This is a genomic window from Agrobacterium vitis, assembly GCF_013337045.2.
GTDB lineage: Bacteria > Pseudomonadota > Alphaproteobacteria > Rhizobiales > Rhizobiaceae > Allorhizobium > Allorhizobium vitis_B.
The window spans coordinates 3776419-3790941 of sequence record NZ_CP118259.1 but is presented as its reverse complement, the minus strand read 5'-3'; the positions used below and the strand labels follow the sequence as shown (position 1 = coordinate 3790941).

At 58.6% G+C, this 14523-nt stretch carries 16 protein-coding genes; 8 read left to right on the top strand and 8 right to left on the bottom strand.

Going from position 1 to position 14523, the window contains the following annotated elements; genetic code table 11:
* Positions 1–78: 78 nt before the first annotated feature.
* The 6 genes from G6L01_RS17850 to rsmI form a co-directional block, all read right to left on the bottom strand.
* On the bottom strand, positions 79–1185 hold the full coding sequence (locus tag G6L01_RS17850) for a sn-glycerol-3-phosphate import ATP-binding protein UgpC (RefSeq protein WP_070163801.1): 1107 nt from the start codon (positions 1183–1185) through the stop codon (positions 79–81).
* An 11-nt stretch (positions 1186–1196) separates the two neighbouring features.
* On the bottom strand, positions 1197–2039 hold the full coding sequence (gene ugpE, locus G6L01_RS17845; RefSeq protein ID WP_070163803.1) for a sn-glycerol-3-phosphate ABC transporter permease UgpE: 843 nt from the start codon (positions 2037–2039) through the stop codon (positions 1197–1199).
* A 10-nt stretch (positions 2040–2049) separates the two neighbouring features.
* On the bottom strand, positions 2050–2931 hold the full coding sequence (locus G6L01_RS17840) for an ABC transporter permease subunit (RefSeq protein ID WP_070163805.1): 882 nt from the start codon (positions 2929–2931) through the stop codon (positions 2050–2052).
* A 76-nt stretch (positions 2932–3007) separates the two neighbouring features.
* Positions 3008–4306 (bottom strand): extracellular solute-binding protein, encoded by a 1299-nt coding sequence (locus G6L01_RS17835; RefSeq protein WP_070163807.1) that lies wholly within the window; start codon positions 4304–4306, stop codon positions 3008–3010.
* 147 nt (positions 4307–4453) lie between these two features.
* Positions 4454–4840, bottom strand: a complete 387-nt coding sequence (locus G6L01_RS17830; protein WP_070163812.1) for a YraN family protein — start codon at positions 4838–4840, stop codon at positions 4454–4456.
* Positions 4837–5757: a 16S rRNA (cytidine(1402)-2'-O)-methyltransferase gene (rsmI, locus tag G6L01_RS17825; RefSeq protein ID WP_070163814.1), complete on the bottom strand. Its 921-nt coding sequence runs from the start codon at positions 5755–5757 to the stop codon at positions 4837–4839. Before rsmI ends, G6L01_RS17830 begins: the two co-directional genes overlap by 4 nt.
* Positions 5758–6055: 298 nt before the next feature.
* Between rsmI and dnaN the strand changes: the two genes are divergently transcribed.
* From dnaN to pyrF, 4 genes are all read left to right on the top strand, one after another.
* Positions 6056–7174 carry a DNA polymerase III subunit beta gene (gene dnaN / locus G6L01_RS17820; protein WP_060719676.1) on the top strand — a complete coding sequence of 373 codons (1119 nt, stop codon included), beginning with the start codon at positions 6056–6058 and terminating at the stop codon, positions 7172–7174.
* A gap of 241 nt (positions 7175–7415) precedes the next feature.
* On the top strand, positions 7416–8009 hold the full coding sequence (gene pmtA / locus G6L01_RS17815; RefSeq protein ID WP_060719677.1) for a phospholipid N-methyltransferase PmtA: 594 nt from the start codon (positions 7416–7418) through the stop codon (positions 8007–8009).
* Between the two features lie 13 nt (positions 8010–8022).
* Positions 8023–8610: a histidine phosphatase family protein gene (locus G6L01_RS17810; RefSeq protein ID WP_070163815.1), complete on the top strand. Its 588-nt coding sequence runs from the start codon at positions 8023–8025 to the stop codon at positions 8608–8610.
* Complete coding sequence (gene pyrF / locus G6L01_RS17805) at positions 8610–9305, top strand: orotidine-5'-phosphate decarboxylase (RefSeq protein ID WP_070163817.1); 696 nt, start codon at positions 8610–8612, stop codon at positions 9303–9305. Before G6L01_RS17810 ends, pyrF begins: the two co-directional genes overlap by 1 nt.
* Positions 9306–9324: 19 nt before the next feature.
* Here pyrF and G6L01_RS17800 read toward each other — a convergent pair whose 3' ends face one another.
* Positions 9325–10464: a right-handed parallel beta-helix repeat-containing protein gene (locus G6L01_RS17800; protein ID WP_081343983.1), complete on the bottom strand. Its 1140-nt coding sequence runs from the start codon at positions 10462–10464 to the stop codon at positions 9325–9327.
* A 250-nt stretch (positions 10465–10714) separates the two neighbouring features.
* On the opposite strand from G6L01_RS17800, the gene G6L01_RS17795 reads away from it, so the two are divergent.
* The 3 genes from G6L01_RS17795 to G6L01_RS17785 all read left to right on the top strand — a co-directional run bounded on the left by G6L01_RS17795 (position 10715) and on the right by G6L01_RS17785 (position 12579).
* Positions 10715–11005: a DUF1330 domain-containing protein gene (locus G6L01_RS17795; protein ID WP_012654760.1), complete on the top strand. Its 291-nt coding sequence runs from the start codon at positions 10715–10717 to the stop codon at positions 11003–11005.
* A 134-nt stretch (positions 11006–11139) separates the two neighbouring features.
* Entirely contained in the window at positions 11140–12117 is a 978-nt protein-coding gene (locus tag G6L01_RS17790) for a complex I NDUFA9 subunit family protein (RefSeq protein ID WP_070163821.1), read from the top strand.
* A 309-nt stretch (positions 12118–12426) separates the two neighbouring features.
* Positions 12427–12579 (top strand): hypothetical protein, encoded by a 153-nt coding sequence (locus G6L01_RS17785; RefSeq protein WP_085946581.1) that lies wholly within the window; start codon positions 12427–12429, stop codon positions 12577–12579.
* 265 nt (positions 12580–12844) lie between these two features.
* Here the strand turns inward: G6L01_RS17785 and G6L01_RS17780 are convergent, their stop codons facing one another.
* Complete coding sequence (locus G6L01_RS17780) at positions 12845–13651, bottom strand: undecaprenyl-diphosphate phosphatase (protein ID WP_070163823.1); 807 nt, start codon at positions 13649–13651, stop codon at positions 12845–12847.
* A 173-nt stretch (positions 13652–13824) separates the two neighbouring features.
* On the opposite strand from G6L01_RS17780, the gene G6L01_RS17775 reads away from it, so the two are divergent.
* Positions 13825–14517, top strand: coding sequence for a glutathione S-transferase family protein (locus tag G6L01_RS17775; protein WP_070163825.1), 693 nt, complete (start codon positions 13825–13827; stop codon positions 14515–14517).
* Positions 14518–14523: the final 6 nt, after the last annotated feature.

The window sequence follows — 14523 nt, the reverse complement described above, 5'->3', positions numbered from 1 at the left end:
TAGCGTTTGCCCAGGAAACCGGTAAAGAGGAAAAGGACAATCGGCTCTCGCTGACAATGGCGTGGGCCGACCAGCTTGTCAGGCCTCTACCGTCTCAGCCTGAGCCCCGAAGGTCATCTTTGCGGTGGCAAAGGGCAGAGCAAGACGGCGGCCTTCCCGATCGAAGAAATGGAATTTTTGCGGATCGACCCCCAGCCGCATCTCGTTGGACAGGACGGTCGAAACCGGCAGCGAGGCGCAAATCGCCTGATCGCCGACAAAACCGTGCACGAGACGGACGGCACCCAGTTCTTCCACATAATCGACCCGGAACGGCAGATAAGGCTGGCCAGGAGCGGCCACTGTCAGATCTTCGGCCCGAAGACCGATCGTCACTTCGCCGCGATAATCGGTTTCGCCCTCGAAGGTGAAGCTGACGGGCCAGAGCGACAGACGATTGCCATCCAGGCGGCCAGTGACCAGGTTCATGGCGGGAGAGCCGATGAAGCTGGCGACAAAGGTCGAGGCGGGCGCGTGATAGACTTCGAGCGGCGTACCAATCTGCTCGATCCGGCCGCCGTTCAACACCACCAGCCGGTCTGCCAGCGTCATGGCTTCCAGCTGGTCATGCGTCACATAGATCGATGTCGTGCCAAGCCGGCGTTGCAGCTTGCGGATCTCGACGCGCATGGAGACGCGCAGCTTGGCATCGAGATTGGACAACGGCTCATCGAACAGGAAAACGGCCGGTTTGCGCACGATGGCGCGGCCCATGGCAACGCGCTGGCGCTGGCCGCCGGACAGTGCCTTGGGCTTGCGATCCAGATAGGGTTGCAGTTCCAGCATCCGGGCGGCCTCGGCCACCCGGGCCTCGATTTCCGCCTTCGGCGTCTTACGGTTCTTCAGGCCATAGGCCAGGTTCTGCCGCACGGTCATATGCGGGTAGAGCGCGTAGCTCTGGAAAACCATGGCAATGTCGCGGTCCGCCGGTTCAACCGTGTTGACCACCCGGTCACCAATGCGCACCACGCCCTCGGATATGCTTTCCAGCCCAGCCACCATGCGCAGCAATGTCGATTTGCCACAGCCGGAAGGGCCGACCAGCACGATGAATTCGCCGTCATTGATCTGGATGTCGACGCTGTTGACCGCACGCACACCGCCGTCATAGATTTTCGAGACCTGATTGATATCGATGGAAGCCATGGGACTGTCCTTTACTTGTCGGTTTCGGTGAGACCCTTGATGAACCAGCTCTGGAACACCACCACGATAATAATCGGGGGCAGCATAGCGAGCACGGCCATGGCAAAGGCTTCGTTATAATCGGGAATTTGTGCGCCCACCCAGACCTGAAGGATCTGCTTGATACCGCGCATCAGCGTGTAGAAACTCTCGTCCGTGGTCATCAGCATGGGCCAGAGATACTGATTCCAGCCATAGACGAACATGATGATGAACACCGCCGCAATCATCGTGCGCGACAGTGGGATCAAAATATCGATCAGGAATTTGAACGGACCGGCACCGTCGATGCGGGCCGCTTCCAGCAATTCTTCGGGCACGGATTTGAAAAACTGCCGGAAGAAGAAAGTCCCCGTGGCAGACGCCAGCAATGGCAGGATCAGGCCTGTGTAGGAGTTCAAAAGGCCCAGATCACTCGCCACCTTGTAAGAGGGGATGATCCGCACTTCCAGCGGCAACAGCAGCGTGGTGAAGATGATCCAGAAGGCCAGCGTGGCAAAGCGGAAGCGGAAATAGACAATGGCGTAAGCCGCCATCATCGACAGCACGATCTTGCCGATGGCAAAGCCAAGGCCGAGGATCAGCGAATTGAGCAGCATGCTGAGACCCGTGACCTTGCCGTTAAAGCCGGTCTGGGCAAACAATACCTTGTGATAGGTCTCGCCCAGATGCCCGCCCATGGAGAGCATCAGGCCCTTCTGGTGGATTTCGGCGGCCGTATGGGAGGAGGTAGCAAAAGCCACCACCAGCGGGCCGATCATCATGATCACGCCGATGATCAGAATGACATGGTCGAAGAGTTTGGTTTTATACATGGTCTTCTCCTCAACCGTAATGGACGCGCCGCTCGATGAAGCGGAACTGGATCATTGTCAAAACCAGCACGACGACCATCAGGATCACCGACTGCGCGGAAGAAGAGCCGATGTCATTGCCGCGGAAGCCATCGAGATAGACCTTGTAGACCAAGGTGATCGGGTTATCCGCCGCCTTGTCCTTGACGATCACGTCGATCACCGCAAACGTATCGAACAGCGAATAGGTCATGTTGACGACCAGCAGGAAAAACGCCGTTGGTGTCAAAAGCGGCATGGTCACGGTCCAGAACCGGCGCGTGCCGGAGCGGCAATCCAATGTGGCGGCTTCGCGCACCGAGGCCGGAATGCCCTGAAGGCCGGAGAGAATGAAGATGAAATTGTAGGGAATCTGGTTCCACACGGCGATGGCCACCATGGCAAAGGCGGTGTCGAAATAATTCAGACCGACCTTCATGTCCCAGCCAAACAGCGCCACGAATTTCACGAATGGACCGATATGCTGGTCGAAGAACATCATGCCGATCAACCCGGCCACTGGCGGCGCGATGGCATAGACGACGATCAACAGGGTCTTGTAAGCCGATTGTCCACGAATGACGGCATCAGCCTTGACGGCGAGCACGGTTCCGATGGACAGCACCAAAAACGTCACCACAACACTGAAGCACAGCGTAAACAGCGCGATTTTTCGATATTCTGGAGAGCTCAGCATATCGGTATAATTGGCAAACCCTACAAAGGTCGCGCCAAAGCCGAAGGGATCTTCGATGTAAAAGGACGATTGGATGGCCTGCACCGCCGGCCAATAGAAGAAGATGGCCACGATGCAGAACTGCGGAGCCAGGAAGAAATAGGGCAGAAATCGCGAGTTGAACTGGACACGCTTCATCGCGGCAACCTTTCAAAGCAAACCCCGGAGGCGATGGATCGCCTCCGGGAGACATCATGTCCGGAGTTTTAAGGTATCAGCCTGCGGTCTTGGCAAAGCGTGCCAGGATTTCGTCCGCTTCCTTCTTGATGGTTTCCATCGCCGCCTTTGGCGTGACTTCGCCTGAGAAGATCTTGTTGTATTCGCGCTCCATTACAGAGCGGATCTGTGGGTAGAAACCAAGGCGATAGCCCTTGTCCCACTCAGCGCCCGGCAGCGACAGCTGCTTGATGCCCACTTCGGCAACCGGGTTCTTCTCGTAATAGCCTTCCTTCTTGGTCAGCTCGTAGGCAGCCGTGGTGATGGCAACATAACCGGTGGACTGGTGATAGAATTTCTGGATGTCAGGCGAGGTCAGGAAGTTGAAGAAAGCAGCTGTGCACTTGTTTTCAGCTTCCGTCTTGCCGGACATGGCATATAGGGCAGCGCCGCCGATGAAGCTATGCACGCCTGCACCCTTGATCGAGCCCCAGTAAGGCAGGAAGGTTGCCGAAAAAGGCATGGAAGCCGTCTTCTGCAAACCACCGAACGAGCCGGAAGAACCAACCCACAGAGCAACCTTACCTTCTTCAAAAGGCTTCTGGTTGTCGTTCCAGCCTGCACCGTAATAGGCGAAGTAACCTTCGTCCTTCCAGGCCTTCAGCTTGTCATACATCATCACATGGTTTGGATCGGTCACATTGATGGTGGTGCCGGCAAGACCGTCATAACCATTGTTGTTCGAAGCAAACTGGATGTTGTTGCGCGAGAAGAAGTTCTCGGTGAATTCCCATGTCAACTGCGACTGAACCAGCGGAATATAACCGGCAGCCTTCAGCTTTGGCGCAATGGCTTCAAACTCTTCCCAGGTCTTTGGTGCTTCAACTCCAGCCTTTTTCAGGGCTTCGGTGTTGATATAGAGAATAGGCGCCGAAGAATTGAACGGCATGCCAACGAACTTGCCGGTCTTATCGGCGTAGAAGTAGCGCACGCCTTCAATGAAAGCGCTGCGGTCAAACTTGTAACCGGCCTTCAACAGCAGATCTTCCGCTGGAATGGTCGCACCCTTGGCGTTGATGATCGTGGCGGAGCCAGCATCGAAAACCTGAAGAATGTTGGGCTGATCGTGCGAGCGGAAAGCAGCGATACCGGCAGCGAGAGCTTCTTCGTAGGAGCCCTTCGACACCGGCGTCAGAACGCATTCGCCTTGGGCAGCGTTGAACTTCTGCGACAATTCATTGATGACTTCGCCGTTGCGGCCACCCATGCCGTGCCACCAGCTGATATTGGTTGCGGCAAATGATGATGTGGTCGAGACGGTCACGGCCAGTGCCGCCATCGAAAGCTTTTTGAACATGGTAGATCCTCTCCGCCAATCTGGGGTGAGCATGCCCTTAGTGAGCCAAGATGACAGAGAATTGAATGTTTTATGACAGCACAGTCATATTGGCCAGGAAAATGAAAGCCGGCTAAAATACCCAATATATTTAGGGGTAATGTACCCTCAAAAAGCACCAGAAAAGTGCCGGGGCCAGCGCCAGGGCACGACCGCGACAATGTCGCAGCGGATTGACAGTCGGCTGGCATCCGGCTGGCGGCACAGCCAGAGATCTCCGGCAGCTCGAATGCGGCGCTGGCTCTCAAAACTCACTGCATCGACGGCCGATTGCTGCGTGGCGCGCGCCTTGACCTCGACCAGCACGACCAGATCGCCGCGCCGAACGATAAGGTCGATTTCGCCTGAGCGGGTTTTGTAACGCAATGCGATGATCCGATAGCCCTTCGACAGCAGATAGGCAGCCGCCAGATATTCCGACCAGCGGCCACGCCGCTCGGCTCGCTTGCGCGCTGCGCCGGATGGGTCTTTCGGCCTTTTTTCCTGAACCCTCACCCGGCCTTCAACTCCAGCAGGCGCTGATAGAGATCCTTACGCGGCAGGCCGGTCTGGCGGGCGGCCTCAGTTGCCGCCCCCGCTGTCGGCAAGGTTTGCGCGAGCTGCACCAGCAACCGGTCAACATCGGCGGCATCCGGCGGGCCGGAGGGAAGCGGCGGCCCGACCACCAGCACGATTTCACCCTTGACCTGGCGCTCGTCATCGTACCAGTCGGATAATTCTGCCAGAGTGCCGCGCCGGAATTCTTCGAATGTCTTGGTCAATTCGCGGCAGACGCAGGCGCTGCGCTCCGCGCCCAGCACCTCGCGAGCGGCGGCAAGGGTCGCGCCGATCCGATGCGGCGATTCAAAGAAGATCAGCGTTGCCGGTGTTGCCGCCCATTGCGCCAGCCGGTCACGGCGGGCCTTGTCCTTGGTGGGCAGAAAGCCCGCAAACAGGAAGGCATCGTTGGGCAGGCCGGAGCCGACCAGGGCTGCAAGCGGCGCTGATGGCCCCGGCAAAGGCACGACCCGCAGCCCCGCCTCGATGGCAAGCTTCGCCAGCCGATATCCCGGATCGGAGACCAGCGGCGTCCCCGCATCGGACACCAGCGCCACGGATTTGCCTGACGCCAGCGCCTCGATCAGCTTCGGTCCGACCTCCTCGGCATTATATTCGTGATAGGCATAGGGACGGGTGGTGATACCATAGCGGTCCAGAAGCACGCGGGTGACGCGGGTATCCTCGCAGGCCAGAACATCGGCTCCGGCCAGCACTTCCAGAGCCCGCAGCGTGATGTCGGAGAGATTGCCGATCGGGGTTGCCACCAGATAGAGCGCCGGCTCGATTGGCCGGGCCGTGACCGGGCGATCATGCAGCCGGAAACTTTTCTGCCCGTCATCCGGCGTGTTCACAGTCTCTGCCACGGCACTCATCCCATTCTCGCTTCATTCGGATAGTCCTTGGCCGGACCAGTCCACTCAGGCGCATGACATGCATGGCCTGCCCTTGTTATGGGCGAGGCAGGCCCCCCCCGCAAGCGCCCCTGCACGCCAAGGAGCGTGATCTGTGGTGGAAAGCCTCGACCAAGACGTGCCAAAAGACGGCAGGCCCTTGCATTTTGATCGTCTTTGCTGCCATTTTGCCCGTCCGAATAAAGCCGGGCACAATCGCCCGGATCAAGGCAAGCCGATCCCGAATGCCGGATCGCACAGGTCGAAAGTGGCAGCGTCGATGCGTATTACTCTTGAACGGTCCAATCTTCTCAAGTCCCTGAACCATGTTCACCGGGTGGTCGAACGGCGCAATACCATTCCGATCCTGTCCAACGTGCTGCTGCGCGCCGAAGGCCAGAGCCTGTCGATGAAGGCAACCGACCTCGATCTGGAAGTGACCGAAGCGACCCCGGCCAATATCGAGCAGGCCGGTGCGACCACGGTTCCCGCGCATCTGCTCTATGAAATCGTCCGCAAATTGTCGGACGGCGCTGAAGTGCTGCTCTCGACCAATCCGGATGGCGCCAGCATGACGGTCGCCTCCGGGCGGTCGAAATTCTCGCTGCAATGCCTGCCGGAGCAGGATTTTCCCGACCTGACCACCGGCAGCTTCAGCCATTCCTTCAAGCTGAAAGCCTCGGACCTGAAAATGCTGATCGATCGCACCCAATTCGCGATCTCAACGGAAGAAACCCGCTATTACCTGAACGGCATTTACCTCCACACGATTGAAGCCGATGGCAAGTTGAAGCTGCGCGCCGTCGCAACCGATGGCCACCGGCTGGCCCGCGCCGACGTGGAAGCACCTTCGGGTTCGGAAGGCATGCCAGGCATCATCATTCCGCGCAAAACGGTTGGCGAGTTGCAGAAGCTGGTCGATAACCCCGACCTCACCGTGTCGCTCGAAGTGTCGGATGCCAAGATCCGCTTCAATATCGGCGAGATCGTCATGACCTCGAAGCTGATCGACGGCACCTTCCCCGATTATCAGCGCGTCATCCCCCAGGCCAATGACAAGGAAATGCGGGTCGATTGCCAGACCTTCGCCCGCGCCGTTGACCGTGTGTCCACCATTTCGTCGGAACGTGGCCGGGCGGTGAAGCTCGCCATCGGCGACGGCCATCTGATGCTGACGGTCAACAACCCGGATTCGGGCAGCGCTACCGAGGAAGTTGCCGTAGGCTACGAAAGCGACGCGATGGAAATCGGCTTCAACGCCAAATATCTGCTCGACATCACCGCGCAACTCTCCGGCGAAGAAGCGATTTTCCTTCTGGCCGACGCCGGATCGCCGACCCTGATCCGCGATACGGCCGGTGACGATGCGCTCTACGTGCTGATGCCGATGCGCGTTTAGGCTCTCCGTCTCTGCCCTCAATCGAGCGCCGTCCCGTCTGCCACGCGGGACGGCGTTTCTGTTGCATCCTGCCCCGAAAAGAACTGGCTGGCCCGCGTCTTTTGCAGCGCCATCCGACTTGGGTCAGACACAAAATTTTCACATGCGCGCCATTTTGTCTTGTTTTCGCGACAAATCGCATCAACATGCCGATTATGCGCCCATGATCGGCGCAGCATATCTTTTTAGGAGATGACTGCGAATGAAGCTCAACCTGAAGCAACGGCTGGAAAAGAAGTTCGACGAGGAAATCCGTTTCTTCAAGGGCATGATGCAGGGGCCGAAGCTGGTGGGCGCCATCGTGCCGACCTCCACCATTACTGCCCGGCGCATGGCCAGCATCATCACGCCGGAAAGCGGGTTGCCGGTGCTGGAACTGGGACCGGGAACCGGCGTGATCACCAAGGCGATCCTGGCACGTGGCATCAAGCCGGAGAAACTGGTGTCTGTCGAATATTCCGCCGACTTCCACCGGCACCTGACCCAGACGATCCCCGGCGTCAATTTTGTCCACGGTGACGCCTTCAACCTGGAAAAGACGCTGGGCCCGCTGTCCGGCCTGTCCTTTGACTGCGTGATTTCCGCCATGCCGCTCCTGAACTTCCCGATGCAGGAGCGCATCCGGCTGCTGGAGGACCTTTTGGACCGCATGCCGCATGGACGGCCCGTCATGCAGATTTCCTACGGACCGATGTCGCCGATCATCGCCAAGGGCGGCAGCTATTTCATCCAGCATTTCGATTTCGTGGTCCGCAATATTCCACCAGCCCAGCTCTGGATCTATCGCCGCCGCTAAAGAGACCCAAGACATGTTTGCTGTCTACATCACCCATCCGCAGGTCCGGATCGACCCGGACGTGCCGGTGCCGCAATGGGGACTGTCCGACATGGGGCAGGAACGGACCCGCAGGACGGCTGAGGCCGCCTGGGTGCGCCAGCTTGGCCGCATCGTCAGCAGCGCCGAGACCAAGGCCGTGGAAACAGCGGCGATCCTGGCGGGTGCGGCCAATATCGGTGTCGAACAGATCGAGACCATGCATGAAAACGACCGCTCCGCGACCGGCTTTCTGACCCCGCCGGAGTTTGAAAAGGCGGCGGACTGGTTCTTTGCCTATCCTGAGGAGAGTTTTTGCGGCTGGGAACGGGCCATCGATGCGCAGGCCCGGATTGTCGGAGCGATTCAGGATGTTCTTGGCAGCCACGATCCGGCTGTTCCTATCGCCTTCATCGGTCACGGCGGCGTCGGAACCCTGTTGAAATGTCACCTGCAAGGCCAGCCGATTAGCCGAAGCGGCGATCAACCGCCGGGCGGCGGCAATCTCTTCTGCTTCACTCTTGCGGATCTGACCGTCACATGCGACTGGACCGCCATGGAAACCTGGCAGGGAGATCGTTGATGGATGCGCGCAATCGTTTGATCGTGGGGCTTGACGTCGCCACCGTCGCTGAGGCGGAAAAACTGGTCTCGACGCTGGCCGAAGACGTGACCTTCTACAAGATCGGCTATCAACTGGCCTTCGCAGGCGGGCTGGAATTTGCCAAGGACCTCGCCCAAAGTGGCAAGAAAGTCTTTCTGGATATGAAGCTGCTCGATATTGACAATACCGTCGCCTCGGCAGTGGAAAATATTGTCCGCATGGGCATGACCATGCTGACGCTGCATGCCTATCCGAAGGCGATGCAAGCAGCCGTGGAAGCAGCGCAAGGGTCAGGTCTCTGCCTGCTTGGCGTGACCGTCTTAACCTCGATGGATGACCAGGATCTCACCGATGCCGGTTATCAGGGCGATGCACGGTCGCTGGTTTTGAAGCGGGCCGCCCAGGCAAAAGAAAAAGGCATGGGCGGTATTGTCTGCTCAGCGCAGGAAGCACAGGCTGTGCGCGCTATTGTTGGCTCCGATATGGCCATTGTTACGCCAGGCATCCGCCCCGCTGGCACCGATGCCGGTGACCAGAAACGGGTGATGACGCCAGCAGACGCCATCCATGCTGGCTCCAGCCACCTGGTTGTTGGCCGCCCCATCGTCAAGGCAGACGATCCGAGAGCCGCAACCCAGGTCATTCTCGCCGAAATGCAGGCCGCTTTCTCTTGATATCAAGGCGGAGCGCTGCTCACGGCTTGATGCTATTGCCACTCAACACATTGTTTTCGCCATTGTCGCGGATCAGGTCGGCATCTCCGCCGATGATCTGGTTGCCGCTAACAGTGTTGAAATCGGCAAAGCTGTGGTTGTCGGCACCGCTGCCGAAGGGGGCTGGCGGGTCCTGATAGCAATAGAGATTGCGCCAGGCCTCGCGAGCATTCAGCCAGATGGCCGGGCGCGGGCGAAAAGCGTCCTGATAGGTGAATTTATTATCGGCGATCCGGTTATGCTGCGGGGTCTGGTGGCGGATCGTGCCGCCCTCTCCGCAATTGCGATAGAGAAAAATACCACCATGCTGCGCGTTGGCGAAGCTATTGGCTTCGATGACATTATGAGCAGACCCGTCCACCGCAATCATTTCCCGGCTGCGCGTCGCCAGTTCGAAACTATTGCCTGAAATGGTGTTATGCGCGGTCTCCGCGTCGAGATAGATTGCCGATCCCTTGGTCTGCCCCTGGAGCGTCGAGTGCGACAGGGTCACATGGGTAACGCCGGGTGCGACATAGAGCGGGATCGGACCATCGGCGACAATCGACAGGTTGTCCAGGACGATGCCTGAAGGTGCGACCGACTGGGCGTATTCGGTATGATTGCGATTGAGCGAGGATTGCCGCACCAGCTCTGCCTCGCCATTGGCGCCAAGCCCCATGATGTGGATGGACCCGTAGATCTTGCAATTGCGGATCACGATGTCGTGCGGAACGCTCCAGCTGCCATCATCCTTGCGCAGCGAGGCGATGCGGATGGTGGGCGGCGCGCCCTTCGGCACGCTTCCCGGGAGGCCGATAACACCGCCATGGCAATCAATGCTGACACCGCTGGCATCAGCCCCCAGCAATTCCAGGTTTTGCATCACCAGATCACCGCGGGTCAGGTCAACCTTGCAAGCCAATCGCAAGACGCTTTCGGCCTCAAGCGGCGTGTCGCGCAGCGCGTCATAAACCGAGGGAGCGCAGGGCTTGGCAACCACGCCATGGCTGGCAACAGGCGCGGAGGCCGCGAACGCACTGCCTCCCATCAGCGAGACATTGGTAAGGGGGACCGGCAGCAAAGGTACGGACAACAGGAAAAACAGCAGGACCGGCGTGAGCTTTGGAAGCCTGCTCATTTCATCGTGTATCAGGTTGCGGATATTACCCACCTTGACCCCGTCTCCGATTGGCGACCCAGACGGGCTGGCCGTTGCGCTGGATTTGACAATGCCTCGTTCTTGCGGCCAAAGCCAAGGCCCCAAAACATCGCACAAACGCCCTTTCCATCCTGCCGCCCATGTCTGCCCATACTGGCCACCCATACTGGCGCTTGACCTTGCAGCAAAATTCATCGATCACCAAAGAGAAACCGAAAGAGGTGATTTGATGGCAAAGGGATATTGGATCGCGCGCGTCGATGTGCGGGATGCGGAACGCTACAAGGATTACGTCTCGACGGCAAAGCCGGCTTTTGAGCGTTTCGGCGCTGTGTTTCTGGCCCGTGGCGGCAAGACGGATGCCGTGGAAGGCCAAAGCCGGGCCCGCAACGTGGTCATCGAGTTTCCCTCCTTCCAGGCCGCTTATGACTGCTATCACTCGCCGGAATATCAGGCAGCCGTCAAGATCCGCCAGGAAGTCGCCGACGGTGAGATTGTCCTCGTCGAAGGCAACCTTTGATCCTAGTTTCAAAGCGGTTCTATTAACTCTGGTCCCAGACATCGAACAGCATGATTCTGCTTCACCTCGCAGCGCATTAGCGATATGAGACAGCAGATGAATTGGTCTGATATTCCGATCCGCAGGAGCTCTCTATGACGTTCGCAAATCTTCCGCCGCTCGTTACCGTTTTCGGAGGCTCCGGATTCGTGGGCAGGCATGTGGTGCGGGTGCTGGCCCAACGCGGTTACCGGGTGCGCGTCGCCGTCCGCCGCCCCGATCTGGCGGGTTTCGTGCTGCCGTTCGGCAATGTCGGACAGATTTCACTGTCTCAGGCCAATCTGCGCTACCGCGACAGCGTCGCAAAGGCCGTTGAAGGCGCCTCGGTTGTCGTCAATTGCGTCGGCATCCTGCTGGAATCAGGCCGCAACAAGTTCGACGCCGTGCAGGATTTCGGTGCCCGTGCCGTGGCCGAAGCAGCAACCGCTGCCGGTGCCAGGCTGGTGCATATCTCGGCCATCGGCGCCGATGCGAAATCGGCCTCCAGCTACGCAGCCAGCAAGGGCCGGGGCGAAGATGCCATCCGGCAGGTCGCGCCGGGCGCGGTCATCCTTCGGCCATCCATCGTTTTCGGTCCCGAGGACAGCTTCTTCAACAAGTTTGCCGCCATGGCCCGTCTGTCGCCCGTCCTGCCCCTGATCGGCGGCGGCAAGACGAAATTCCAGCCGGTCTTCGTCGAAGACGTGGCCGAAGCCGTGGCCAAAGCGGTCGATGGCAAGGTATCTGCCGGTCTCTTTGAGCTGGGCGGACCGGAAGTTCTGACCTTCCGGCAATGTCTTGAGGAAATGCTGCGCGTTATCGACCGCACTAATCCGCTGGTGTCGCTGCCCTTCGGTATCGCTTCGCTGCTTGCCTCCGTCGCCTCGGCTATTCCGCTGATCAACCCGCCACTGACCAACGATCAGCTGACGCTGCTGAAAAGCGATACCGTCATCTCCGAGGCCGCCAAGAAGGAAGGCAGGACGCTCGCAGCGCTTGGCATTACGCCGACAGCCGTTGCCGCCGTTCTGCCCTCCTATCTCATCCATTTCCGTCCGCATGGACAGTATAGCCGCTCCGGCAAGGCAGCCTGATCGGCATCGGATTGAGAATCACTCTTGGGACTTGTTCATGCGCTCCATACGGCGCATGAACGGCGGGTTAGGGTTGGTCAGGGGGAAGCTGAATCCAGCTTTCAAGGGACGACAAACTCCGCCTCCAGAACGGCTGTGGCTTTGTGTCGGCGTTGCACAAAAGACGCAGAAATTAATTAGTTTCATTAACCGCCAATTCAGCACATTCAGCTATTGATGTTGAGGTGGGCCATGCGTAAAGACGGATCGATGCATGGGGCCAGCGATCTTCGCACCCGCCATTTCACATTCTTCTGAGGTTCTGATTTCATGGGCAAATCTATCGCACTGTTTTTTGCGTGTGCGGCATTGGTTGTCATCGCAGGTTCCTTCGTCGCTCCATCGACGGTCGCGGCCCGCAAGGGCAATTGCGCCCCCGCCTACGGTGTTGACCCCTGCAGCACGGGCTCTATCGCCCGCTAAGATCTGCGGGTCACCCCCACTTCCCTTCATAGACCATGCCCCGGGACCGTAGAAATCGGTTTTCCGTCAGGATATGCAGGCGTAAAACAAAGAGATTGTTTCTCTCGTTTGCGCTTATGGACGTGGGTTTCCATTTTTCTTTGAAAAACATGACAGCGCCGCGCGTTCATAAAACGCGCGGCGCTGTCATAATATGTGGGCTTGACGCCGCCAATCATTTGGCGACGCCCCAGGGTGGACAGGGCAAGGACCCTTTGGCTTTGCCTTATCCCCAGACCAGAAGACCGATCAGACCCGCAACGCCGACAGCAATCCGCCACCAGGCAAAAGGCGCATAGCCGCGGCGGGAGACGAAATCGAGCAGTCCACGCACCACCAACAGCGCCGAAATGAACGCCGCAAGGAAACCGACGCCGATCAGCAGGCCGTCATCCATGCTGAGCGCATTGCGGTTCTTGTAGAGATCCAGCACGAAGGCCCCCAGCATGGTCGGCATCGCCAAGAAAAACGAAAACTCGGCAGCTGAGCGCTTGTCGGTGCCCATCAGCAGCGAGCCAACAATGGTTGCGCCCGAACGCGATGTGCCGGGAATCATCGCCAGGCACTGGAACAGGCCGATCTTCAGAGCCAGCGACAGCGGATAATCCATGACGTCAGTATAGCGGGGATTGAAGGTCATCCGGTCAACCCACAGAAGAATTACCCCGCCCAGGATCAGCATCACGCAGATCAGCATCGGGGTTTCAAACAGCACCGCCTTGATGAAGTCATGGGCCAGCGCGCCGATAATCGCAGCGGGCAGGAAAGCCACCAGCACAGCCAGCACAAAATGGCGGCTTTTGGGATTGCTGGGCAAAGACAGCGCAATCCCCAGCAATTTCTGGATATAGACGGCCAAAATAGCAAGAATGGCACCGAGCTGAATCAGCACTGCAAAGGTATTTCCGGGCGATTTGAAGCCGAGAAAATGACCGGCCAACAGCACATGCGCCGTCGAAGACACCGGGATGAATTCCGTTAGGCCCTCGATAAGACCGAGAAGAAGGGCGCTAACGATCGATTGATCTTCCATGGATTGTCCTTTGATAGGCGTGACAAGGAAAGCGATTCGCTTGTATGACGGAATGAAATTCCTATAGACGCAAGGTTGGCCCCCTGGCCAGATGTTATGGCCAGATGGAATGGCCAGCCAAGAGAAACCAGACAGCCCCGATCATCGCCCCCAACCGGAACAGTGCCCCATCAATGCCCACTTTGTATCACCATCCGATGTCAACCACGTCCCGCTTTGTCCGATTGATCCTGTCGGAATACGGTTTTCAGACAGATCTGGTCGAAGAACAGACCTGGGAAAAGCGCCGGGAATTTCTCACGCTCAATCCCGCAGGCACCCTGCCCGTCTATGTCGATGACAATATGCGCACGCTGTGTGGCTCCACGGTCATATCGGAATTCCTCGACGAAACCCATGGCGTGTTGAAGCGGGACCGGAGGCTTTTGGCCGAAGACCCCTTCCAGCGCGCCGAAATCCGCCGGCTGGTGGACTGGTTCCTGCAAAAGATGGAACAGGACGTCACCCGGCCACTGGCCCGCGAGCGGGTATTCAAATTGCAGATCCCCAACGGTCTCGGCGGCGGCGCGCCGGATTCCAAGGTGCTGCGCACCGCCCGTGGCAATATTCGCCAGCACATGAAATATCTGAGCTGGCTGGCTGGCTCACGCACCTGGCTGGCTGGCGACCGGCTCAGCTATGGCGACCTTGCCGCCGGTGCGGCGGTATCGGTGCTGGATTACCTCGGCGAGATCGACTGGGCCGAATCACCCATTGCCAAGGACTGGTATCAGCGGCTGAAATCGCGCCCCTCGTTCCGGCCACTGCTGGCCGAGCGGGTGCGCGGCCTCACCCCGGTTTCCCACTATGCGGATCTGGATTTCTGACGGAAA